We start from the raw sequence: 20,707 nt of genomic DNA on the forward strand, positions 1-20,707 counted from the left end.
GATGCGAGGCGAGCGGTTATCGCAACGATGGGTTTCATGATCCCGAACAAGCGGCGGTTGCCCGGTTTCGGCGCAGTATCGGCAAACGTAGCAGGCGTGAGGCAGGCTCTATGAACTGGACATGGTTCCACAAGCTGGGTTCGCCTAAATGGTTCTACGGCATCAGCGGTCGTTGGCTGCCATGGTTGACCTGGGCCGCATTGTTGTTGGTTGGGGTCGGGGTGGTCTGGGGCTTGGCGTTTGCCCCGCAGGATTACCAACAGGGCAACAGTTTCCGGATCATCTATATCCACGTTCCGGCAGCGTTTCTAGCACAGTCTATTTATGTGATGCTGGCGGTGGCGGGGCTGGTCGGGCTGGTGTGGAAAATGAAGCTGGCCGACGTTGCACTCCAGCAAGCGGCGCCCATTGGTGCCTGGATGACCGTCATCGCATTGGTCACCGGTGCGGTGTGGGGCAAGCCGACCTGGGGGGCTTGGTGGGTGTGGGATGCACGTCTGACTTCGATGCTGATCCTGCTGTTTCTGTATTTCGGCATCATTGCGCTGGGGCAGGCCATTACCAATCGAGACAGCGCAGCCAAAGCTTGTGCTGTGCTCTCTATCGTGGGAGTGGTGAACATCCCGATCATCAAATATTCGGTTGAATGGTGGAACACGCTTCACCAACCGGCCACCTTCACCGTGACGGAAAAGCCGGCCATGCCGATGGAAATGTGGCTGCCTCTGCTGGTTATGGTGCTGGGCTTCTACTGTTTCTTTGCGGTGGTTCTGCTGATGCGCATGCGCCTCGAGGTGCTTCGGCGAGAGTCGAGAAGCAGCTGGGTCAAAGCGGAAGTGAAAGCACTGGTGGGTAAAGCATGAATTTTTCGTCGTTTTCGGAATTCATCGCCATGGGTAACCATGGTCTGTACGTTTGGACGTCCTACGGCATCAGCCTGGCGGTTCTGATTCTCAACGTGGCGCTGCCAGTCATGGCGCGTCGGCGTTATCTGCAAGACGAGGCGCGTCGTTTGCGCCGGGAGGAAATGAAGTGAATCCTGTGCGCAAGAAGCGTCTGTTCATCATTCTGGCGATTCTGGCTGGCGTCGGTGTTGCGGTAACGCTGGCATTGTCCGCCCTGCAAGAGAATATCAACCTCTTCTACACACCGACGCAGATCGCGGCAGGCGAAGCGCCTGAAGGCACAAGAATTCGGGCAGGCGGTATGGTCGAAGAGGGCTCGGTACAGCGCAGTAACGATTCGCTGACGGTGACCTTTCGGGTCACCGACTATGCCGAAGCGGTCACTATCCAGTACCAGGGGATCTTGCCTGATCTGTTTCGTGAGGGGCAGGGCATCGTTGCCTTGGGGCGCGTGAACGCGGACGGCGTCCTGGTCGCTGATGAAGTGCTGGCCAAGCATGACGAAAACTACATGCCGCCTGAAGTCACCGCAGCGCTGGAGAAAAGTGGCAAGAGCAAGCCCTACAGCGGTGGCGAGCAGGAGTATGCGAAATGATCCCTGAACTCGGTCATCTCGCGATGATTCTGGCGCTGTGTCTGGCCGTTGTGCAGGGCACGCTGCCGTTGATCGGTGCCTGGCGCGGCGACAGCCAATGGATGGGGCTGGCGCAACCGGCCGCCTGGGGCCAGTTTTCGTTTTTGGCGTTTTCTTTCGCCTGTCTCACCTATGCCTTCATGGTGGACGATTTCTCCGTTGCCTACGTGGCGCAGAATTCCAACAGCGCTTTGCCCTGGTACTACAAGTTCAGCGCCGTATGGGGCGCGCACGAGGGCTCGCTGTTACTGTGGGCGTTCATTCTGGCCGGCTGGACCTTCGCGGTTGCGATCTTCTCGCGCCAGTTGCCGGAGGACATGCTTGCGCGGGTGTTGGGTGTAATGGGTCTGATCAGCATCGGCTTTTTGCTGTTCCTGATCGTCACGTCGAATCCGTTCGAGCGGCTGCTGCCGCAGGCGCCGATGGACGGGCGCGATCTCAACCCGCTGCTTCAGGACTTCGGGCTGGTGGTGCATCCACCCATGCTCTACATGGGCTATGTCGGCTTCTCGGTAGCCTTTGCGTTCGCCATCGCCGCATTGCTCGGTGGACGTCTGGACGCGGCCTGGGCGCGCTGGTCGCGCCCTTGGACGTTGATCGCCTGGGCCTTTCTGGGGACCGGTATCGCCCTGGGTTCCTGGTGGGCCTACTATGAGCTCGGCTGGGGCGGCTGGTGGTTCTGGGATCCGGTAGAAAACGCATCCTTCATGCCGTGGTTGGTGGGCACCGCTTTGATCCACTCGCTGGCGGTTACGGAAAAGCGTGGCGTGTTCAAAAGCTGGACCGTCTTGCTGGCAATCGCTGCCTTCTCGCTCAGCTTGCTAGGCACGTTTCTGGTCCGCTCTGGGGTGCTTACGTCGGTACATGCCTTCGCCACTGACCCGGCGCGCGGCGTCTTCATTCTGGCTTTTCTTCTGGTCGTGATCGGCGGCTCGCTCACGCTGTTCGCACTGCGTGCGCCGGTTGTAAAGAGCCAGATCGGTTTTGGCCTGTGGTCGCGTGAAACGCTGCTGCTGGTAAATAACCTGCTGTTGGTTGTTGCCACCTCGATGATTCTGCTGGGCACCTTGTATCCGCTGCTGCTAGACGCACTATCCGATACCAAGCTTTCGGTCGGCCCGCCTTATTTCAACGCGATGTTCCTGCCGCTGGTTGGCGCCCTGATGCTTGCCCTTGGTGTGGGCGTGCTGGTGCGCTGGAAGAACACGCCGGTCAAATGGTTGATCGGCATGCTGACCCCCGTGCTGATCACCAGTGCCGTTCTTGGCGGTCTGGGCTCGATGCTCTTCGGTGACTTCCACTGGGCTGTGCTGGCTGTATGCATGCTTGCCGGCTGGGTGGTGAGCGCTGGTGTGCGCGATATCCTCGACAAGACCCGCCACAAGGGATTGCTGAAGGGGTTGCGGAGCCTTGCGCCGAGTTATTGGGGTATGCAGCTGGCGCATTTCGGTCTGGTGGTCTGCGCGTTGGGTGTGGTGTTCACGAGTCAGCAGAGCGACGAGCGCGATTTGCGTCTGGCTCCAGGCGAGTCGCTGCAGCTCGGTGGTTACAGTTTCGTGTTCGACGGTGCCAAGCACTTCGAAGGTCCCAACTTCACCTCTGACAAAGGCACCATTCGCGTCTTCGAAGGTGATAAGCAGGTGGCGACACTGTATCCGGAGAAACGCCTCTACACCGTGCAACAGATGCCGATGACCGAAGCGGGCATTGACGCGGGCTTCACCCGGGATCTCTACGTGGCGTTGGGTGAGCCACTGGAGAACGGCGCTTGGGCGGTCCGGGTGCATATCAAGCCGTTCGTGCGCTGGATCTGGTTAGGTGCGCTGATGATGTCGCTGGGGGGCGTGCTGTCGGTGAGCGACAAACGTTACCGGGTAAAGGTCAGGACCCGTGTTCGCGAGGCGCTCGGTTTGGCGCAGCAAGGAGCCTGAGATGAAAAGATTGTTGATGTTGCTACCGCTGGCGATCTTCCTACTCGTCGCCGTGTTTCTTTATCGCGGTCTGTTTCTGGACCCGACCGAGTTGCCATCGGCGTTGATCGGCAAGCCGCTGCCCTCCTTCTCGCTGCCCTCGGTCGAGGATCCCCAGAGGGTCGTAACCGCCGAGGATATTAAGGGCAAGCCCGCGTTGGTTAACGTTTGGGCGACCTGGTGTGTCGCCTGCAAGGTCGAACATCCAGTGCTGAACAAGCTTGCAGAGCAGGGCGTGGTCATCCATGGCGTCAATTACAAGGATGACAATGCGGCAGCACAGAAATGGCTTAAGGACTTTCACGATCCCTACCAGCTGAACATTCGCGACGAGCAGGGCAGCTTGGGGCTGGATCTGGGTGTGTACGGTGCGCCCGAAACCTTCCTCGTCGACAAGCGGGGCATCATCCGTCACAAGTATGTCGGCGTCATAGACGAGCGTGTTTGGCGTGAACAGCTTGCCGCGCTTTATCAACAACTGGTGGACGAATGAAGCAGCTGATTCACGGACTTTTGCTGACGCTGTGTCTGCTGGGCAGCGCGTCGGCGGCGATTGACGCCTACGAGTTCAAAAACGAGGCCGAGCGCGAGCGGTACCGGACGTTGGTGGAAGAGTTGCGCTGTCCGAAGTGCCAGAACCAGAACATTGCCGATTCCAATGCGCCGATCGCCATGGACCTGCGCCGTGAAATCTACCGCATGCTGGAAGAGGGGCAGAGCAACGAGCAGATTGTCGACTACCTGGTCGCCCGTTACGGCGACTTCGTTCTCTACAAACCGCCCGTCAATGCCAAAACGCTTGTTCTCTGGTATGGACCGATTGTCCTGCTGGTGATTGGATTCGCCGTCTTGGCGTTCATCCTGATACGTCGTCGCCGTGCGTCCGATAAGCCCGCGTCGAACACCCTTTCCGAGGCCGAGCGCGAGCGCCTGGCCACGTTGTTGGATAGAAAAGAACCATGATCGATTTCTGGATAGGTGCAGGCCTGTTGCTGCTGGCCGCCCTGGCGTTCCTGCTGCTGCCGTTGTTGCGTGGGCGCGGTGTACAGGCCGAAGAAGACCGGACGGCTTTGAATGTCGCGCTTTACCAAGAGCGGCTTGGAGAGCTGGCGGCGCAACAGGCGGCCGGAACCCTTGATTCAGAACAGCTCGAGGCAGGGCGCGCCGATGCGGCGCGCGAGTTGCTTGATGACACCGAGGGCACCACCCCCACTCGCCACAATAACCATTTGGGTCGGGTTGTGCCGCTGATCGCGGCTATCCTTGTGCCGTTGGTTGGATATGGTCTCTATCTGCACTGGGGCGCGAGCGATAAGCTGCAGTTAGCGCGGGAGTTCACCGAGCAGCCCGCGACGATGGAGGAGATGGTCGGACGGCTGGAGCGCGCAGTGAAGGCTCAGCCCGAGTCCGCCGAGGCCTGGTATTTCCTGGCCAAGACCTATATGAACCGAGAGCGCCCAGCGGATGCTGCTACTGCTTTCGAGCAGGTTGTCAAGCTGGCGGGGCGTCAGCCGGAACTCCTGGGTCAGTGGGCGCAGGCGCTCTATTTCGCTGGTGACCGTCAATGGTCCAAGCAGCTGCAACAGCTGACCGACGAGGCATTACGCGGTGATCCACACGAGGTCACTAGCCTCGGGCTGTTGGGTATCGCCGCCTACGAAGAAGAACGGTTCGCGGAGGCGATAGGGTTCTGGGAGCGGTTGGTGGCAACGCTGCCTGCGGAAGATCCATCGCGTGAAGCCATTCAGGGCGGTATCGCTCGTGCACGCGAGCAGCTCGGCGAGACGGCTCCGGCGAGCGTGACCAAACCGGCCGGCGAGATGGTTGCCGAGACCGGGGCGGGACTGACGGTCGAAGTGCAACTGGCTGCCGAGGTGGTCGACAAGGTTCGACCGACCGATGCCGTATTCATCTTCGCCCGTGCGTTGTCCGGCCCGCCGATGCCCTTGGCCGTGAAACGTATAACGGTTGCCGATTTACCCGCGACGGTTAACTTGAGTGACGCAGATGCAATGACTCCGCAGCTTCGATTGTCCAACTTTGAACAAGTCAGATTGTTTGCCCGCGTATCCCGAGATGGGAACGCTACTCGCGGTGAGTGGCAAGGCAGTAGCGAACCGTTGGCGCCGGATGATGCAGATGCGGTCAAGCTGACTATCGACCAACCTGTAGCACCCTGATCGCAGGGGTTCGGGAGACGACTGATTATGCTGGAGGAGCGGGTTTCAACAAGGTTTAAGCGCCAGGCCAGAGTTAGCGCAGTAGTAACGCTGGCGTTGCTGCTTGGGGCCTGTGCGGGCAATCCTTACCAAGCGTCCGGGCCTACACGCGCCCCGGCGCCGCCCGCATCGGCGCCGCCTCGCGAACCGGTTGCTACGCCTCCCCCAGTGCGCACCCCACCGGCACCGCGCCCGCCGGCAACCCAGAAAAGCCATCCACGCTATGCGCCGCCGCCTCATGCTGCTGCGCATTGGGACAACCGTCTGGGCGTCTACGTTGTGGAGGGGCAGGACTTGTTCTATCGCGAGCGTCTCTACTACCGCTGGGACGGCGACTGGTATTGCGCCGGTCGGCCTGGTGGTCCCTGGGAGCCGGTAGCGCCACCTAGCGTTCCAACGGGGCTGCGCAGCTTGCACTGACCATACATTTTTCCGCTGTGGCAATTAAAGGCGACGTGGAGGTTGCCGATAAAGTATCAGGCGCCGCGGACAGTGGTTCAGGCGGTATCGGTTCGGCCTTGTTACCAGTTCATTCGGAGCGGATTCATGAGTGCAGCAGTCAAACGTCTTGAGGAAACCGGCAACGCCTTGCGGGACGCCATGGCTCAGCAGGACTGGACAGCAATCAGCGTGCTTGATCTGCAATGCCGTCAAGTTGTTGAGGCTGCGATGGTCGAGCCTCGTGAGGACGACTCAGCAATTCGGCAGCGTCTGCAAGAGCTGGTGTGTCTCTACCGCGAACTGGTTAGCACTTGTCAGAGCGAGAAGCAGCGTGTTGCAGATGAGCTGATTCAGCTTAACCAGTCGCAGCAAGGAGCCAATATCTACAAACTATTCGGCTGATTAGTTCCTGAAAGTTGCCGCGACCATTGGTCGCGGATAGGTGACGATTTTCACCTCCCGATTTTAACGAATTGGGTACACCAAAGCGGTTCAAACGCCCGCGTCAGCAACGGTATTCTTAGCCGTACAGTTGACCTTTCCGCTCGAAATCAGACGGTTCTGTCTCGATCTCCTGAGCTAGTGCAAAGACGCAAAAGCTGAACGCGTCATATCCCGGCTCGTTCCTAACGAGTTGCTCCACGTCAATAACAGAATGCATTCCTTGCTATTTTGTCGTTGAATCACGTCATAAATTTGACTCAGACCGTTTTTTTTAATTAACTACCGGCTATCTGCCGATGACGCTGCCGTTCTGCGAAGGACGTGTGCGGGCTTTCTTTCAGCCTCTAGAGCTATAAACAAGATGTGGCGTGAAACCAAAATTTTGTTGATAGACGACGATCAGGATCGTCGCCGGGATCTGACGGTCATTCTGAACTTTCTCAGCGAAGATCATTTGTCATGCGCCAGCAGCGAATGGCAGGCTGCGGTCGATACCCTGGAATCAAGCCGCAGCATACTCGGCGTAATGCTTGGTGACGTTGCAGCGAAGGGCGGCGCCGTGGAGTTGCTCAAGCAGATCAGCAAGTGGGACGAGAACCTGCCCCTGCTGTTGATTGGAGAGCCAGCACCGGCCGAATGGCCGGATGAGATACGCCAGCGCGTGCTAACTAGCCTCGAGATGCCGCCGAGCTACAACAAGCTGCTCGATTCGCTTCACCGGGCCCAGATCTACCGGGACATGAACGATAAGGCGAAGGCGCGTGGTCGGCAGCGCGAGCCAAATCTGTTTCGTAGCCTGGTAGGCACCAGTCGTGCAGTTCAGCATGTACGTCAGATGATGCAGCAGGTTGCAGACACTGAAGCGAGCGTACTGATTCTCGGTGAGTCGGGAACCGGCAAAGAGGTTGTCGCACGCAACCTGCACTATCATTCCAAGCGCCGTAATGGGCCTTTCGTTCCCGTCAATTGCGGAGCGATTCCGGCGGAGTTGCTTGAGAGCGAGCTATTCGGTCACGAAAAGGGGGCGTTTACCGGCGCAATCACTTCGCGTGCCGGTCGTTTCGAGCTGGCCGAAGGCGGGACGCTGTTCCTCGATGAGATCGGCGACATGCCACTGCCTATGCAGGTCAAGCTGCTGCGCGTCCTGCAGGAGCGCACCTTCGAGCGCGTGGGCAGCAACCGTACGCAGAACGCCGACGTACGCATCATCGCTGCAACGCACAAAGACCTGGAAAAAATGATCGTGGATGGCAGCTTCCGCGAGGATCTCTATTACCGGCTTAACGTGTTTCCCATCGAAATGGCCCCTTTGCGCGAGCGCATCGAGGATATTCCGCTGCTGATGAACGAGCTCATCTCGCGCATGGAACACGAGAAGCGGGGCTCCATCCGTTTCAATTCGGCGGCGATCATGTCCCTCTGTCGTCACGATTGGCCCGGTAACGTACGGGAGTTGGCTAACCTCGTCGAGCGCATGGCCATCATGCACCCGTACGGCGTGATTGGTGTGATGGAGCTGCCAAAGAAATTCCGCCACGTCGATGACGACGATGAGCAGTACGCGACCAGCCTGCATGACGAGATGGAAGAGCGTGCAGCAATAAACTCCCCGATCATTCCGGCGGATGCACATGCCATGCTTCCTGTAGAAGGCCTTGATCTGAAGGATTACCTGGGCAACCTAGAGCAGGGGCTTATCCAGCAGGCGCTGGAAGATGCAGGCGGCGTAGTGGCGCGTGCTGCAGAGCGTCTGCGGGTACGGCGAACCACGCTGGTAGAAAAGATGCGTAAATACGGAATGAACCGTCGCGAAGACGATCTCGACGAGTGATTTCCTTTGCCACGTCGCTCTTGCTTGCGGCGTGGCCCTTCCTTGATCAGTCATCTTGGGCATGATCCTTGCTGACCTTCACGTTACCGACCATCTTTTGACGGAAACGTGTGCCAGTGACTTCAGCGACCTGCTCTCCTGATCCCGTCCAATTCCCGGCCAAGGCCTGCTCAAGCGACGAGCTTGAACAATCGCTCGCACTGTTCCATCACATGTCCGGCAGATTGGGCGAGTCCCAGCTCATGCTGCAGGCACGAGTAGCCGAGTTGAAGGATCAGCTTGCGGAGAGCGCCGCGCAGCGCCTGCAGGAATTCGATGAGAAGGAGCGCCTGGCGAGCCGCTTGCAAAGCTTGCTGGACCTGTTGCCTGGCGGTGTGATTGTCATCGATGGCCAGGGTATGGTTCGCGAAGCGAATCCGGTTGCGCTTGAGCTGCTTGGCGCACCGCTCGAAGGGGCGCTCTGGCGCGAGGTGATCGCGCGGAGTTTCTCGCCTCGTAGGGATGACGGTCACGAAATCTCATTGAGGGATGGGCGTCGCGTTTCTATCGCTACCCGTTCCTTGAACGTTGAGCCTGGGCAGCTGGTGCTGCTGACCGATCTGACGGAGACACGGCGGTTGCAAGAGCAACTGGCGCGTCATGAGCGTTTGTCTGCGCTGGGCCGTATGGTGGCGTCGTTAGCTCATCAGATACGCACCCCGCTATCGACAGCACTGCTGTATGCAAGCCATCTGGAGCAGGGCGGATTGTCGGTCGAGCATCAGCAGCGGTTTGCTGGTCGTTTGAAAGACCGGCTGAACGAGTTGGAGCATCAAGTTCGTGACATGCTGGTTTTCGCGCGCGGTGATCTGCCGCTGGAGGACCGGCTAACACCCGCTGAGCTACTGGGAGCGCTGCGTGCGGCGACCGAGATGAAGTTAGAGGGCGTCGCCGTTCGCTGGCAATGCGACGCCCGGACCGGTGCACTGTTGTGCAATCGCGATACCTTGGTCGGTGCACTGCTCAATCTGATTGAAAATGCGCTCCAGGCGGCGACCGGCGATACAAAACTGAAGGTTCATCTCTTTGCACGAGGTTCAATGCTGCGCATCAGCATCAGCGACAACGGTGTAGGCATTGATGCAGCGACCTTGGCCCGACTCGGCGAGCCCTTTTTCACCACACGGGCAACCGGTACCGGCCTCGGCCTGGCCGTCGTCAACTCAGTAGCGCGAGCCCATTCAGGCGCACTTGAGCTACGTTCTCGCCCTGGCAGAGGAACCTGCGCCACGTTGCAGCTACCGCTGCTTCCGCTGTCCTCGCTCGCACACCCGGAGTAGCCCTATGGGCGTTAAAGTTCTACTGGTCGAAGATGATCGCGCTTTGCGCGAAGCGCTGGGCGATACCCTCGAACTGGGCGGCTATGCCTACCGCGCGGTGGAGTGCGCTGAGGCCGCGTTGCATGCGCTGGATCAGGAGAGTTTCGGCCTGCTGGTCAGTGATGTGAACATGCCTGGCATAGACGGCCATGCCTTGCAGGCAATTGTGCGCGATCGGTATCCGCAAACGCCTGTCTTGTTGATGACTGCCTATGGTGCCGTCGAGCGCGCCGTCGAGGCCATGCGCCTAGGGGCTGTGGATTACCTGGTCAAACCGTTCGAGCCCAAGGTGTTGCTCGACCTGGTCGGCCGGCATGCCTTTGGCCAGCTTGGTGCCACCGATATGCAGGGGCCTGTGGCGGTTGAACCTGCAAGTCGGCAACTATTGGCGCTGGCGGCACGGGTGGCACAAAGCGATTCGACGGTGCTGGTTTCAGGGGAGTCGGGCACTGGCAAAGAAGTGCTAGCTCGTTTTATTCATCAGCAGTCATCGCGAGCCGACAAGCCGTTCGTGGCCATCAACTGCGCTGCGATTCCGGAAAACATGCTGGAGGCGACGCTCTTCGGTCATGAGAAGGGCGCCTTCACCGGTGCCATCGCGACGCAGCCAGGCAAGTTCGAGTTGGCTGATCGCGGTACGCTACTGCTCGACGAGATCTCCGAAATGCCGCTGGCATTACAAGCCAAGTTGCTGCGGGTACTGCAGGAGCGTGAGGTCGAGCGTGTGGGTGGACGCAAGCCGATACCGCTCGACATCCGTATCGTCGCCACAACCAACCGTGACCTGGCTGAGGAGGTTCGCAGCGGGCGCTTCCGTGAAGACCTGTTCTACCGTCTCTCGGTCTTTCCGCTCGCCTGGCCGGCATTGCGCGACCGGCCGGCGGATATCGTGCCGCTGGCCGAGCGGTTGCTGGCCAATCATGCGACAAAGATGCGTCAGCCAGGCGCGAGGCTGACAGCTGAGGCGCGTCAGTGCCTGCTCGGATATTCCTGGCCCGGCAACGTGCGTGAGCTCGACAACGCGATTCAGCGAGCCCTGATCCTGCAGCAGGGTGGATTTATTCGTCCGGATGACCTCTATCTGACAGCTGCTGCCGGCTTCGCCTCGCTGGCGCGTACTGCCGCTAGCGCAATCGTGTCGACGCAATCTGCCCCGGCGAGCGTTTCAGTGCCGGCCGAGGTCGCTGGCGCGTTGGGTGAAGACCTGCGCCGTCGCGAGTTCGAAGTCATTCTCGAGACCCTGCGTGCCGAGCGCGGGCGCCGTAAGGAGACTGCTGACCGTCTAGGTATCAGTGCGCGGACGCTTCGTTACAAACTGGCTCAGATGCGCGATGCCGGTATGGACCCGGAGTCGGCGCTGCGCTCCGGTTGAAGCGGGGTTCCGGACGAAGGTAGCTCTGATAAGCTCCCCGACCAACATCGCTCAAGAGGGTCTCTACATGGACGAAGCGTTCTGGCAGCGTCGCTGGGCACGTAACGAAATCGGCTTCCATCTAAACGAGGTCAACCCCTACCTGCGCCGCCATTGGCCCTGCTTGAAGTTAGCGCAAGGGGCTCGTGTCCTGGTGCCGTTGTGTGGGAAAAGTCTCGACATGGCCTGGCTCGCCGATCAGGGTTTTGCGGTGTTGGGTGTAGAGCTGAGCGAGCGCGCAGCCGAGGATTTTTTCGCCGAGCACGAGCTAGTCCCGGACGTCAGCGTCCAGGGTGAGTTCAAGGTTTACCGGGCAGGTATGGTGGAAATCCGCTGTGGCGATTTCTTCGCCATGACACCTGCTGATGTGGCCGACTGCCAGGCGCTATACGACCGCGCTGCGCTGATCGCATTGCCCGCCGACATGCGTCAGCGTTACGTCAACCATCTAGTCAACATCCTTGCGCCAAACTGTCAGGGGCTGCTGATCACGTTGGATTACCAGCAGGAGCAGATGTCCGGCCCGCCATTCGCTGTGAGTGATGCTGAAGTTCGAATGTCTTTGAGCGCGCACTGGAAAGTCGATCTGCTGGAGCGCGCCAACGTGTTGAACGAAAGCAATTGGAGATTTCTTCAGCGTGGCCTCACTCGCCTAGAAGAAAGCTGCTACCGACTCGGTGAACTCTCCTAGCGCGCATCGACTGTCGTGCTGATAGCTGTTGAGATGACGGGCGCGCCGCGGCGTGCCCGTTGTGGTTCTTGCGCGACGATTTCGCCACAGTACCAGCCGGTTATCTCGGTTATTGGTTGCGCTGGAGTTGACGGATAAACACGTCGGCTTCGTCTATGGCCCGTTGCATTTCGGCGAGGAGCTGATCGACATTTCCTTCCAGCGTGCGGTATTCGCCCTGCAACGCGCCGATCGCACGTGCATTGAGGTTGTGCTTAAGAAACAGTACCTGGTCGCGCAATACGTCTAGCACCGGATCGATACGCTTTTCCGCTGCCTTCATGCGTTGCAGCAGCACACGATAATCTTTCTGGGTGCGTTCCAGATTTCGTTGACTGGTCGCTTTCAAGCTTGCGTTGCTGTACTCGCCGAGTTCCTGTTTCCATTCCTCGAAAAGCGCCTCGGCTACATCCTCGACGGCTTCGATCCTGTCCCGCACTTCGCGAGCGCTGTTTTCGCTGGCTTCGAACTCATTGTTCAGCGCCTCGTAGCGCTCTTCAAGCTCACCGCCTTTAACCTGAACCACACTGCGATAACGCTCCAGGGCATCCTTGAACTGTTCCTTGGCCTCCTGCTGTGAGTCGCGCGCATCCTCGACGCGGTCAACCAGAATGTCGCGCTTATGCAATCCGACCTTCTCCATTGCCGAGTAATAGGCGCTCTGGCAGCCGGCCAGGGTGAGCAGGGCGATGGCGAGTAGAAAGAAGCGGCGCATGTAGAGATGTTCCTTTTCTGAAGACGGCGCTTGCTTCGACAGGCATACAGCCACTACGTGCAAATCGCAGACGAAAAAAAAGGGCGGCTTGTGTATGCCGCCCTTGTTTCGGTTCGCTCGCTTAGCCGCGCTGGCGCAAGGCTTCGATGCGATCTTCCAGCGTTGGGTGAGTCATCAACAGGCCGGCCAGGCCGTTGCGCAGGGCGCCGTTGATGCTGAAGGCCTTGAGGCTGTCCGGCATGTCGACTGGCACGCCCTGTTCTGCGCGTAGACGCTGCAGGGCGCCGATCATCGCGCTGGTCCCGGCCAGCTGAGCCCCCGCCTCGTCAGCGCGGAACTCACGCTTGCGTGAGAACCACATGACAATGATGCTGGCGAGGATCCCCAGCACAAGTTCGGCGAAGATCGTGGCAACGAAATAGCCAATGCCATGGCCATCTTCGTTCTTCAGGATTGTCTTATCGACGAAGCTGCCGAAGATGCGCGCAAAAAACATGACGAAGGTGTTTACCACGCCCTGGATCAATGCGAGCGTGACCATGTCGCCGTTGGAAACGTGGCCTATCTCGTGGGCCAGTACGGCCCTGACTTCGTCCGGGGAGAAGCGCTCAAGCAACCCTTGGCTCACTGCGACAAGCGCATCGTTCTTATTCCAGCCGGTGGCGAAGGCGTTGGCTTCATAAGCAGGGAAGATACCCACTTCTGGCATCTTGATGCCGGCATCACGGGCCAGCTGCTCGACGGTTTGCAACAACCACTGTTCGTGACGCGTGCGCGGCTGGGTGATGATCTCTGTACGGGTACTCATTTTCGCCATCCATTTGGAGATGAACAGCGAAATCAGTGCACCAGCGAAACCAAAGACGGCGCAGAAAGCCAGCAGGCTGCCGTAGTTCTGACCCGTGTAGCGATCTACCCCAAGCAACTTGAGGGTGATGCTAGCGACGACCAGCACAGCCAGGTTGGTGGCCAGAAACAAGAAAATGCGCATCATGTTGCGGCAGACTCCAAGAGGAACAGTAAAGAACGATAGGCTATATAAGGGGCGGCCCGGCGCGATTCAACCGAGCGACTATTTCAAGCTATGTCGCCTGCCGCCCGGCTGGGCTTAGCTGCGCTCAGGCAGTGAGCTGTCGAACAGCTGGCGCGTCAGTTGTGCCAGCCGCTCGCTGTTCCCTTCACGCAACGCTTCGCGTAGCTGATGCGCCAGGCTGGACTGGACCCGACGGACACTCGGCGGCAGTGCGTCGAGACCTGCGAAGGCATCAGGGATGGTGCCTGTCAGTCGCAGGAACGCCTTTTCGGTGAGAACAGCCTGGTCGAGCGCCTGAAAATGAATGGTACTCTCGAAGCGCAGATAGCCTTCCTCGGCGAGCCATATCAGCGCGCCGAGGCAGCCTTGGTGGCGCTTGCTGGGCAGGCCGAACTCATCGGGTTCTTCATGGCCGATGATGTCCTCGACGTACAGCGCGACTTTCCGCGGAAAGGCCTGATAGAGCGTCAGCAGCCCGGCCGCGGCGTCCCGGTAGAAGTCATCGATTTGCAGATCCATCCAACACTACTGGCTGTAGGTCTTGAGGAAGTTGCCGATTCGGCCAATAGCCTGCTCAAGGTCGTCCACGCGGGGCAGGGTGACCACGCGGAAGTGATCCGGCCACGGCCAATTGAAGGCCGTACCCTGAACAATCAGTAGTTTCTCTGATAACAGCAAGTCGAGGACGAATTTCTCGTCGTTGTGGATGGGACAGATTTTCGGATCGATCCGTGGGAACGCATAAAGCGCACCCATCGGCTTGACGCAGCTGACGCCGGGAATGTCGTTGAGTAGTTCCCAGGTCCGGTTGCGTTGCTCAAGCAGGCGGCCTGGTGGTAACACCAGATCGTTGATGCTTTGGTAGCCGCCTAAGGCGGTCTGGATGGCGTGCTGAGACGGCACGTTGGCACATAGGCGCATGTTGGCCAGGATGTCGATGCCTTCGATGTAGCTCTGCGCTTTGTGCTTGGGACCGGAGATCGCTACCCAGCCGGAGCGGAAGCCAGCAACGCGGTAGGACTTCGATAGCCCGTTGAAGGTCAGACACAGTACGTCAGGGGCAAGCGAGGCGGTGCAGATGTGCACTGCCTCGTCATACAGAATCTTGTCGTAGATCTCGTCGGAGAAAAGCACCAGCTTGTGCTGACGGGCCAGTTCGACCATCCCTGCGAGTATTTCGCGTGGGTATACCGCACCGGTCGGGTTGTTCGGGTTGATCAGCACCAGCGCTTTGGTGTTGGGCGTGATTTTGGCTTTGATATCGGCCAGGTCCGGCCACCAGTTGGCCTGCTCGTCGCAGAGGTAATGCACCGGTTTGCCGCCCGCCAAGCTCACGGCGGCCGTCCACAGCGGGTAATCGGGGGCCGGGATCAGCACTTCATCGCCGTTGTTGAGCAGGGCCTGCATGGACATCACAATAAGCTCGGACACGCCGTTACCGAGATAGATGTCTTCGATGGTGATGCCTTCTACCTGCTTCTGCTGGTAGTACTGCATGATCGCTTTGCGTGCGCTGAATAGCCCTTTGGAATCGCTGTAGCCCTGCGCGGTGGGCAGATTGCGGATCACGTCCTGAAGGATTTCCTCAGGGGCTTCGAAACCGAATGGCGCCGGATTGCCGATGTTCAGCTTGAGGATGCGATGGCCTTCCTCTTCCAGGCGTTTGGCGTGCTTGAGCACCGGCCCACGGATGTCATAACAGACATTGGCGAGCTTGTTCGATTTGCTGACCTGCATGATCCTTGTGTCCCGAAGTGATGACGCGCCTGCCGTTCTGAAGGGCTGGCTACGTACGGCGTGAACCCGGGCGCCTTGGCAGTATGAAACCCCGCTGCCAGACTAGGCGTCTTAAGAGCACCGCATCATACGTGCGGCCTGATCCCCGGAAAAGGTACAGAGGTGCCTTTTTAAGCTCATGAGGTGTACCGATGGATAAGCTTGAGAAACCGCTCGAAACCTGGCGTGAAGAACTTTCCGACGAGCAATTCCAGGTCTGCCGTCTGGGTGCGACCGAGCGACCGTTCAGCGGCAAGTACAACGACACCAAGGCACCCGGCATCTACCACTGCGCCTGCTGTGATGCACCGCTGTTCGATTCTGACGCCAAGTTCGATTCAGGCTGTGGCTGGCCGAGCTACTTTCAGCCGGTTAGCGATACAGCTATTGCCAGCATTGACGACTTCAGCCATGGCATGCACCGCATTGAGGTCAAGTGCGCTCGCTGTGATGCCCATTTGGGGCATGTATTCCCGGATGGCCCGGCACCGACCGGGCTGCGCTACTGCATCAATTCAGCGTCTCTCAATCACAAGCCGCGCGACGCGTAAAGGCGCTTCGCAACGCCTCAATGGAGCACCCCATGAACGATGCGCTCTTGGATATTCCCTGCGTCACAATCGATGGCCAACAGAAGACCTTGTCTGATTTTGGCGCCAAGGCTCTGCTGGTGGTTAATACGGCCAGTCAATGTGGCTTCACGTCCCAATACAAGGGGCTTGAAGCGCTCTGGAAGCGCTATCGCGAGCAGGGGCTGGTGGTGATCGGGTTTCCCTGTGATCAGTTCGGCCATCAGGAGCCGGGGGACGAGGCGCAGATCGCTGCGTTCTGCGAGCGTAACTTCGGCGTCAGCTTTCCGATGTTCGCCAAGATCCGGGTCAACGGAAGCGATGCTCACCCTTTGTTCATGGAGTTAAAAAAGCGCGCGCCCGGTTTGCTGGGCAGCAAGGCGATCAAGTGGAATTTCACTAAGTTTCTGGTCACCGACAATGGGCGTTCGGTGAGCCGCTTTTCGTCTCGAACCTCGCCGGACGCGCTGACAGCGCATATCGAAGCTTATCTGTAACCTGTATTTCCCGGTCGCCACAGCGCTTTTGTACGCTGCAGTCGCGATCGTTCTGGAGGCGTTTAATGGATGCCGAGCTCAAAGCTTTTTTACAGCGCGCTGATGCGCTGATGTCGCGCCTGGAACCCTTGCTTCCTGCGCAGCGTGCACCGCTGGATTGGGACACGAGCTTGGCCGCGCGTTGGCATCGTGAAGGGCAGGGTGGCTACCTGCAGGCGCTAAATGTGTCGCTCGACATGAAGCTAAACGATTTGATCGGTATCGACCGGCAGTGTGAGCTGTTGTCGCGCAATACCCGTCAGTTCGTTTCAGGGCTGCCGGCGAATCATGTCCTGCTCTGGGGCGCGCGCGGTACTGGAAAATCTTCGTTGATCCGAGCATTGTTGGCTGAACATGCACCGGCGGGCCTGCGCCTTATAGAAATCGAACGCGACCATTTGGCTGACCTGCCGAAACTGGTCGATCAGCTTGCTGGGCAGGCACAACATTTCGTGGTGTTCTGTGATGATCTTTCGTTCGAGGCGGGCGAGGGCGACTATCGGGTCTTGAAAAGCGTGTTGGACGGCTCGCTGGAGCGGGCCCCCGAGAATGTCTTGTTGTATGCCACTTCGAATCGCCGGCACCTTGTGCCTGAGCGTCAGAGCGACAACGAAAACTGGCAGATGGTGGATGGGGAGCTGCATCCAAACGAGGCGGTAGAGGACAAGATTGCGCTGTCGGATCGGTTTGGACTTTGGCTGTCGTTTTACCCGTTCAGCCAGGCGCATTATCTCAACGTGGTGCGGCACTGGATCGGCTCGCTGGCGACACGGGCGGGGCTGAGCTGGAGCTGGGACGACGAGCTGGAAAAGGACGCCATTCGCTGGGCCACATCTCGCGGCAACCGCAATGGCCGTTGCGCTTATCAGTTTGCTCGGCAGTGGGTGGGGATTCGCCTGCTGTAGGCAGGAGTTTGCAGGAGGCCCGCCTCGGAACCGAGGCCGTTGCTTGGTTCTGGGGCGGTGCGCATCAGGTTCAGTTCGGCGGTGTTGGCCTTTTGCCCATTTCGATGAGCTTGGCGGTCATACGCTGCTCGCCGGGCAGCACGTTCTCGACCGATGCACGTGCCTTCAAGCGCGAGTAGTGCGCGGCCAGGGCGGGCCAGCGACCCGCGTCGACCACCTCGCCACCGTGTTCCATGTTGATCAGCTGGCACGCAACGGCGATGTCGGCCATCGACAGTTGCTCGCCAATGAAAAACGCGTTCTCCCCCAGCTGACGCTCAAGGTAGTCGAAGTGCGGTGGCAGCTTCTCGTTCAATGCGGCCTGTACGGTTTCTTCGTTGCAGGGCTTGCCCGAGCTCGGCTTCAGGACGCGGTTGCGGAAGACCCCGAATGTCGTCAGCGGTGCTAGCTCGTAATCGGCATATTTTTCCAGCCAGCGTATCTGCGCTCGGTCGGTCGGGTTGGCGCCATACAGCCGAACAGTTTGGTCGTAAGCTTCGTCGAGGTACTGACAGATCACGCTGGAGTCGGCCAGGCAGAGCTCTTGATCCTTCATGGCTGGGATGCGGCCGAGTGGATTGAGCTGCAGATACCATTCGGGCGGCGTGAATGGCATTACGACTTCTAGTCCGTAGTCCAAGCCTTTTTCCTGCAGGCAAAGGCGTACCTTGCGAACGAAGGGCGATAGCGGGGCACCGAATACGGTTATGGGCATGACCAGTTCTCCACGGCAGGGCAGGGCAGCAGGGGGACGCCGGAGGATCAATTAAGCATGGCGCTCGGGCCGTCTCAATTCGTCCGCTCTGTACCTAGTAGATGTTGTTCTTTTTCCAATCGTCTTCGCTTTCGAGGCTCTTCAGACCTTCGGCGAGCTCGCTCGGTTCGTCAAGCTTCGGCTGTTGTTCTGTCTGCTCGAGCTTATTAGCGTGGCTGTAGCTCGCTTCGAGCTTGCTCAATTGGGTTTGATACTTGCCCGGGTTGGGCTGCTTGCGGATGTGCTGGATACCGCGCTCGAAAGCCAGGCGCGCTTTGTGCGCATTACCCTGCTGAAGTGACTGCTGACCGATATTGCTGAAGTATTCGACATGCAGCATCACCATCATCCGCTGGATCTGTTGGATCCAGCGCTTGGCAGCGGTGGTATCCAGCTGGTTCTGCTTGTTGGCCCAGACAATCTGAGCATGCAGGTCTTCCATCAACAGGCGAATCTCCTTCGCTTGTGCTTCGGTGGTGACCTTGACTGGCGCGTTTGCCACGGGAATGTCTTCGCCTTCCGCAACAGCGCTACGTAAAGCGGCTAGCCGGGGGCCGAGCGTGGCGTTCTTCTTGTCTAGGGGGAGCAATTGCTCGCCCAGCCCCAGCTCCAGGCGCGTCAGCAACAGCTTCAGTTCCGGCGTCATCATCTGGCCTGGAAAACTCTCGGAGAGGTTGGCACAGCGGCGCATGCGGTCGCTGAGTTCGGCGCGGACGCGCGCCTTTTCCAAGCCGTTCTTCTCTACGATCTGATTGATGACGCCAATTGCAATCAGGATGAACAGGCCGGCAATGACCAATCCAGTAATCAGAACTGGGGACACGAAACGCACCTCTCTGACCGAACGATTTTTTCCGAGTGTAGAGCGTTGGATGGCAAGCTGATAGCTCAACGCTCGCTATACGTTGGGTTCATAAAATATTTCTAGATGGTGCTTGACGACCATGAACGACCTCCATAGAATGCGCGCCACTTGCAGCGTGAAGCCCTAAAGCGAAACGTTGAAAGCCGGATAAAGCAGTAGCTTCCGGGCAGCGTCCCCTTCGTCTAGTGGCCTAGGACACCGCCCTTTCACGGCGGTAACAGGGGTTCGAGTCCCCTAGGGGACGCCATTATTTGCGGGAATAGCTCAGTTGGTAGAGCACGACCTTGCCAAGGTCGGGGTCGCGAGTTCGAGTCTCGTTTCCCGCTCCAAATTTGCTCCGAGTCTTTTTGAAAGATATCGAAGCGCTAAAAAAGCGACCCTAAAGGGTCGCTTTTTTCGTTTCTGGACCCTCGTTTATCCGCTTGCCGCTGCGGATATCTGGGTGGTCCGGGTAGTCGACTTCTGACGTTCTTCAAAGGTTTTGGCTGTCTCACAGGCGCCACTGCGCGCGCCTTTCTATCAGGTGTACTTGGTAAAAATGCTGCGCACGCGCGCCAGCGTCTCGTCAGTGTCCTGGGTCTGATCGTGCATAGCCTCTTCAATCAGACAAGTCAGCATCAGCCGATAGGCCTTGTCCAGTGCGCTGCGAGCGGCGGAAAACTGCTGGGCTATCGATTCGCAATCCTCGCCGCGTTTGATCATGGCCTGGATGCCCCGCACCTGTCCTTCAACCCTTGCCAGCCGTTTCAGCATGGCCTGCTGTTGATCCTGTAACTGTACGGATTCGGCGGGAGTTATCTGGTCATTCATGCTGATACCTGGCGTTACGAAAAGGGCGTCTGCTGACATGCTCGGTCACCGGGACGGCCAGTCAGCCTTGCATACCGGTAGGGGCATGCTATCGATGCCACCGCTTACGGCCAACTTCTTTCGGTCTATGCTACATAACAATATATTGATAAATATATTGTTATGCGATTAACTATGTTCATTGATGGCGGCCAACCTGGATAAGCCTGTGGCGCTGTTGCGAACACTCCTCGGCGTCAGGCATCAGGCTCGTCGCAGGGCGGGGCTTCGGTGGTGTCGGCCATGCCATCTCCCATTGCCACTTGTTTCGGAAAATGGATCAGCTATGACGATCGATTGGGGCAACTTCACGCCTTGGACCGCGCTGGCCGGCGGCGTGCTGATTGGTGCGGCGGCCGGGCTGTTCGTTCTGCTCAATGGCCGTATCGCCGGTATCAGCGGTCTGCTCGCCAGCCTGCTGGAGCGCGATGCTGAGGGGCGGGGGGAAAAGCTGGTGTTCATTCTTGGCGTGTTGCTGGCGCCGTTGTTGTGGGTGTCGTTTACCTCCTTACCAGCCTTGGAGTTTCAGTCGGGTTGGCTTGGGCTAGGAGTGGCTGGGTTGCTGGTCGGCATCGGTACTCGTTATGGCTCCGGTTGCACCAGTGGCCACGGAGTGTGCGGCATCTCCCGGCTGTCCCCGCGCTCTATCGTGGCGACCCTGACCTTCATGGCAGCCGGCTTCGCTACCGTCTTTGTCCTTCGTCATCTTCTCGGGGGCTGACT

General features: G+C 58.8%; 24 protein-coding genes and 2 tRNA genes. 19 read left to right on the plus strand and 7 right to left on the minus strand.

Features of this window, described 5'->3' with window-relative positions; all coding sequences use genetic code 11:
- The first annotated feature begins 110 nt into the window (after nucleotides 1-110).
- The 13 genes from ACIGHL_RS01835 (at nucleotide 111) to ACIGHL_RS01895 (ending at nucleotide 11,904) form a co-directional block, all read left to right on the plus strand.
- Nucleotides 111-863 carry a heme ABC transporter permease gene (locus ACIGHL_RS01835; protein WP_128119107.1) on the plus strand — a complete coding sequence of 251 codons (753 nt, stop codon included), beginning with the start codon at nucleotides 111-113 and terminating at the stop codon, nucleotides 861-863.
- On the plus strand, nucleotides 860-1,036 hold the full coding sequence (ccmD, locus tag ACIGHL_RS01840) for a heme exporter protein CcmD (RefSeq protein ID WP_045425807.1): 177 nt from the start codon (nucleotides 860-862) through the stop codon (nucleotides 1,034-1,036). Before ACIGHL_RS01835 ends, ccmD begins: the two co-directional genes overlap by 4 nt.
- Complete coding sequence (gene ccmE / locus ACIGHL_RS01845; protein WP_045425810.1) at nucleotides 1,033-1,500, plus strand: cytochrome c maturation protein CcmE; 468 nt, start codon at nucleotides 1,033-1,035, stop codon at nucleotides 1,498-1,500. Before ccmD ends, ccmE begins: the two co-directional genes overlap by 4 nt.
- Nucleotides 1,497-3,470, plus strand: coding sequence for a heme lyase CcmF/NrfE family subunit (locus ACIGHL_RS01850; RefSeq protein WP_128119108.1), 1,974 nt, complete (start codon nucleotides 1,497-1,499; stop codon nucleotides 3,468-3,470). The genes ccmE and ACIGHL_RS01850 overlap by 4 nt, the downstream gene beginning before the upstream one ends.
- Nucleotide 3,471: 1 nt before the next feature.
- The gene (locus ACIGHL_RS01855; protein ID WP_128119109.1) at nucleotides 3,472-4,002 is read left to right on the plus strand and encodes a DsbE family thiol:disulfide interchange protein; all 531 of its coding nucleotides are present in this window, start codon (nucleotides 3,472-3,474) and stop codon (nucleotides 4,000-4,002) included.
- Complete coding sequence (locus tag ACIGHL_RS01860; RefSeq protein WP_128119110.1) at nucleotides 3,999-4,472, plus strand: cytochrome c-type biogenesis protein; 474 nt, start codon at nucleotides 3,999-4,001, stop codon at nucleotides 4,470-4,472. Before ACIGHL_RS01855 ends, ACIGHL_RS01860 begins: the two co-directional genes overlap by 4 nt.
- A complete protein-coding gene (gene ccmI / locus ACIGHL_RS01865) occupies nucleotides 4,469-5,689 on the plus strand; it encodes a c-type cytochrome biogenesis protein CcmI (protein ID WP_128119111.1) in 1,221 nt (406 codons plus the stop codon). The genes ACIGHL_RS01860 and ccmI overlap by 4 nt, the downstream gene beginning before the upstream one ends.
- 27 nt (nucleotides 5,690-5,716) lie before the next feature.
- Nucleotides 5,717-6,148, plus strand: a complete 432-nt coding sequence (locus ACIGHL_RS01870) for a hypothetical protein (protein WP_128119112.1) — start codon at nucleotides 5,717-5,719, stop codon at nucleotides 6,146-6,148.
- A 126-nt stretch (nucleotides 6,149-6,274) separates the two neighbouring features.
- Nucleotides 6,275-6,571, plus strand: a complete 297-nt coding sequence (gene fliT / locus ACIGHL_RS01875) for a flagellar protein FliT (protein WP_128119113.1) — start codon at nucleotides 6,275-6,277, stop codon at nucleotides 6,569-6,571.
- 403 nt (nucleotides 6,572-6,974) lie between these two features.
- Nucleotides 6,975-8,444 (plus strand): sigma-54 dependent transcriptional regulator, encoded by a 1,470-nt coding sequence (locus ACIGHL_RS01880; protein WP_128119114.1) that lies wholly within the window; start codon nucleotides 6,975-6,977, stop codon nucleotides 8,442-8,444.
- A gap of 212 nt (nucleotides 8,445-8,656) precedes the next feature.
- Complete coding sequence (locus tag ACIGHL_RS01885; RefSeq protein ID WP_241508984.1) at nucleotides 8,657-9,763, plus strand: sensor histidine kinase; 1,107 nt, start codon at nucleotides 8,657-8,659, stop codon at nucleotides 9,761-9,763.
- A 4-nt stretch (nucleotides 9,764-9,767) separates the two neighbouring features.
- Nucleotides 9,768-11,174: a sigma-54-dependent transcriptional regulator gene (locus ACIGHL_RS01890; protein WP_216706772.1), complete on the plus strand. Its 1,407-nt coding sequence runs from the start codon at nucleotides 9,768-9,770 to the stop codon at nucleotides 11,172-11,174.
- A gap of 67 nt (nucleotides 11,175-11,241) precedes the next feature.
- Nucleotides 11,242-11,904, plus strand: coding sequence for a thiopurine S-methyltransferase (locus tag ACIGHL_RS01895; RefSeq protein ID WP_128119116.1), 663 nt, complete (start codon nucleotides 11,242-11,244; stop codon nucleotides 11,902-11,904).
- A gap of 109 nt (nucleotides 11,905-12,013) precedes the next feature.
- Here the strand turns inward: ACIGHL_RS01895 and ACIGHL_RS01900 are convergent, their stop codons facing one another.
- From ACIGHL_RS01900 to ACIGHL_RS01915, 4 genes are all read right to left on the minus strand, one after another.
- Nucleotides 12,014-12,658 (minus strand): DUF2959 domain-containing protein, encoded by a 645-nt coding sequence (locus ACIGHL_RS01900; RefSeq protein WP_128119117.1) that lies wholly within the window; start codon nucleotides 12,656-12,658, stop codon nucleotides 12,014-12,016.
- A 121-nt stretch (nucleotides 12,659-12,779) separates the two neighbouring features.
- Nucleotides 12,780-13,652, minus strand: a complete 873-nt coding sequence (gene htpX / locus ACIGHL_RS01905) for a protease HtpX (RefSeq protein ID WP_128119118.1) — start codon at nucleotides 13,650-13,652, stop codon at nucleotides 12,780-12,782.
- 114 nt (nucleotides 13,653-13,766) lie between these two features.
- Nucleotides 13,767-14,210 (minus strand): hypothetical protein, encoded by a 444-nt coding sequence (locus ACIGHL_RS01910; protein WP_128119119.1) that lies wholly within the window; start codon nucleotides 14,208-14,210, stop codon nucleotides 13,767-13,769.
- A gap of 6 nt (nucleotides 14,211-14,216) precedes the next feature.
- Nucleotides 14,217-15,428 (minus strand): pyridoxal phosphate-dependent aminotransferase, encoded by a 1,212-nt coding sequence (locus ACIGHL_RS01915; RefSeq protein ID WP_046162275.1) that lies wholly within the window; start codon nucleotides 15,426-15,428, stop codon nucleotides 14,217-14,219.
- 191 nt (nucleotides 15,429-15,619) lie between these two features.
- Between ACIGHL_RS01915 and msrB the strand changes: the two genes are divergently transcribed.
- From msrB to ACIGHL_RS01930, 3 genes are all read left to right on the plus strand, one after another.
- Entirely contained in the window at nucleotides 15,620-16,018 is a 399-nt protein-coding gene (gene msrB / locus ACIGHL_RS01920; protein ID WP_128119120.1) for a peptide-methionine (R)-S-oxide reductase MsrB, read from the plus strand.
- A 32-nt stretch (nucleotides 16,019-16,050) separates the two neighbouring features.
- Complete coding sequence (locus tag ACIGHL_RS01925; protein ID WP_128119121.1) at nucleotides 16,051-16,533, plus strand: glutathione peroxidase; 483 nt, start codon at nucleotides 16,051-16,053, stop codon at nucleotides 16,531-16,533.
- Between the two features lie 65 nt (nucleotides 16,534-16,598).
- Nucleotides 16,599-17,477: an ATP-binding protein gene (locus ACIGHL_RS01930; RefSeq protein ID WP_128119122.1), complete on the plus strand. Its 879-nt coding sequence runs from the start codon at nucleotides 16,599-16,601 to the stop codon at nucleotides 17,475-17,477.
- A 70-nt stretch (nucleotides 17,478-17,547) separates the two neighbouring features.
- Here ACIGHL_RS01930 and ACIGHL_RS01935 read toward each other — a convergent pair whose 3' ends face one another.
- Together ACIGHL_RS01935 and ACIGHL_RS01940 are read right to left on the minus strand one after the other, a co-directional pair.
- On the minus strand, nucleotides 17,548-18,231 hold the full coding sequence (locus ACIGHL_RS01935) for a glutathione S-transferase family protein (RefSeq protein WP_128119123.1): 684 nt from the start codon (nucleotides 18,229-18,231) through the stop codon (nucleotides 17,548-17,550).
- Between the two features lie 94 nt (nucleotides 18,232-18,325).
- Nucleotides 18,326-19,093: a hypothetical protein gene (locus ACIGHL_RS01940; protein ID WP_181689945.1), complete on the minus strand. Its 768-nt coding sequence runs from the start codon at nucleotides 19,091-19,093 to the stop codon at nucleotides 18,326-18,328.
- Nucleotides 19,094-19,306: 213 nt separating this feature from the next.
- Between ACIGHL_RS01940 and ACIGHL_RS01945 the strand changes: the two genes are divergently transcribed.
- Nucleotides 19,307-19,382 (plus strand) — tRNA-Glu (locus tag ACIGHL_RS01945).
- Nucleotides 19,383-19,388: 6 nt separating this feature from the next.
- Nucleotides 19,389-19,464: transfer RNA gene (locus ACIGHL_RS01950), tRNA-Gly, on the plus strand.
- Nucleotides 19,465-19,654: 190 nt separating this feature from the next.
- Here the strand turns inward: ACIGHL_RS01950 and ACIGHL_RS01955 are convergent.
- Entirely contained in the window at nucleotides 19,655-19,945 is a 291-nt protein-coding gene (locus ACIGHL_RS01955) for a metal-sensing transcriptional repressor (RefSeq protein WP_128119124.1), read from the minus strand.
- 325 nt (nucleotides 19,946-20,270) lie between these two features.
- Here ACIGHL_RS01955 and ACIGHL_RS01960 point away from each other — a divergent pair, with 325 nt between their 5' ends.
- On the plus strand, nucleotides 20,271-20,705 hold the full coding sequence (locus ACIGHL_RS01960) for a YeeE/YedE family protein (RefSeq protein ID WP_128119125.1): 435 nt from the start codon (nucleotides 20,271-20,273) through the stop codon (nucleotides 20,703-20,705).
- Nucleotides 20,706-20,707: the final 2 nt, after the last annotated feature.

This window comes from Pseudomonas sp. NPDC077451 (assembly GCF_044543345.1).
GTDB lineage: Bacteria > Pseudomonadota > Gammaproteobacteria > Pseudomonadales > Pseudomonadaceae > Stutzerimonas.

Coding starts and splice junctions, on each gene's coding strand:
- ACIGHL_RS01835 (WP_128119107.1), top strand. CDS start 111: ATGAACTGGACATGGTTCCACAAGCTGGGTTCGCCTAAATGGTTCTAC.
- ccmD (WP_045425807.1), top strand. CDS start 860: ATGAATTTTTCGTCGTTTTCGGAATTCATCGCCATGGGTAACCATGGT.
- ACIGHL_RS01850 (WP_128119108.1), top strand. CDS start 1,497: ATGATCCCTGAACTCGGTCATCTCGCGATGATTCTGGCGCTGTGTCTG.
- ACIGHL_RS01855 (WP_128119109.1), top strand. CDS start 3,472: ATGAAAAGATTGTTGATGTTGCTACCGCTGGCGATCTTCCTACTCGTC.
- ACIGHL_RS01860 (WP_128119110.1), top strand. CDS start 3,999: ATGAAGCAGCTGATTCACGGACTTTTGCTGACGCTGTGTCTGCTGGGC.
- ccmI (WP_128119111.1), top strand. CDS start 4,469: ATGATCGATTTCTGGATAGGTGCAGGCCTGTTGCTGCTGGCCGCCCTG.
- ACIGHL_RS01870 (WP_128119112.1), top strand. CDS start 5,717: ATGCTGGAGGAGCGGGTTTCAACAAGGTTTAAGCGCCAGGCCAGAGTT.
- fliT (WP_128119113.1), top strand. CDS start 6,275: ATGAGTGCAGCAGTCAAACGTCTTGAGGAAACCGGCAACGCCTTGCGG.
- ACIGHL_RS01880 (WP_128119114.1), top strand. CDS start 6,975: ATGTGGCGTGAAACCAAAATTTTGTTGATAGACGACGATCAGGATCGT.
- ACIGHL_RS01885 (WP_241508984.1), top strand. CDS start 8,657: ATGTCCGGCAGATTGGGCGAGTCCCAGCTCATGCTGCAGGCACGAGTA.
- ACIGHL_RS01890 (WP_216706772.1), top strand. CDS start 9,768: ATGGGCGTTAAAGTTCTACTGGTCGAAGATGATCGCGCTTTGCGCGAA.
- ACIGHL_RS01895 (WP_128119116.1), top strand. CDS start 11,242: ATGGACGAAGCGTTCTGGCAGCGTCGCTGGGCACGTAACGAAATCGGC.
- ACIGHL_RS01900 (WP_128119117.1), bottom strand. CDS start 12,658: ATGCGCCGCTTCTTTCTACTCGCCATCGCCCTGCTCACCCTGGCCGGC.
- htpX (WP_128119118.1), bottom strand. CDS start 13,652: ATGATGCGCATTTTCTTGTTTCTGGCCACCAACCTGGCTGTGCTGGTC.
- ACIGHL_RS01910 (WP_128119119.1), bottom strand. CDS start 14,210: ATGGATCTGCAAATCGATGACTTCTACCGGGACGCCGCGGCCGGGCTG.
- ACIGHL_RS01915 (WP_046162275.1), bottom strand. CDS start 15,428: ATGCAGGTCAGCAAATCGAACAAGCTCGCCAATGTCTGTTATGACATC.
- msrB (WP_128119120.1), top strand. CDS start 15,620: ATGGATAAGCTTGAGAAACCGCTCGAAACCTGGCGTGAAGAACTTTCC.
- ACIGHL_RS01925 (WP_128119121.1), top strand. CDS start 16,051: ATGAACGATGCGCTCTTGGATATTCCCTGCGTCACAATCGATGGCCAA.
- ACIGHL_RS01930 (WP_128119122.1), top strand. CDS start 16,599: ATGGATGCCGAGCTCAAAGCTTTTTTACAGCGCGCTGATGCGCTGATG.
- ACIGHL_RS01935 (WP_128119123.1), bottom strand. CDS start 18,231: ATGCCCATAACCGTATTCGGTGCCCCGCTATCGCCCTTCGTTCGCAAG.
- ACIGHL_RS01955 (WP_128119124.1), bottom strand. CDS start 19,945: ATGAATGACCAGATAACTCCCGCCGAATCCGTACAGTTACAGGATCAA.
- ACIGHL_RS01960 (WP_128119125.1), top strand. CDS start 20,271: ATGACGATCGATTGGGGCAACTTCACGCCTTGGACCGCGCTGGCCGGC.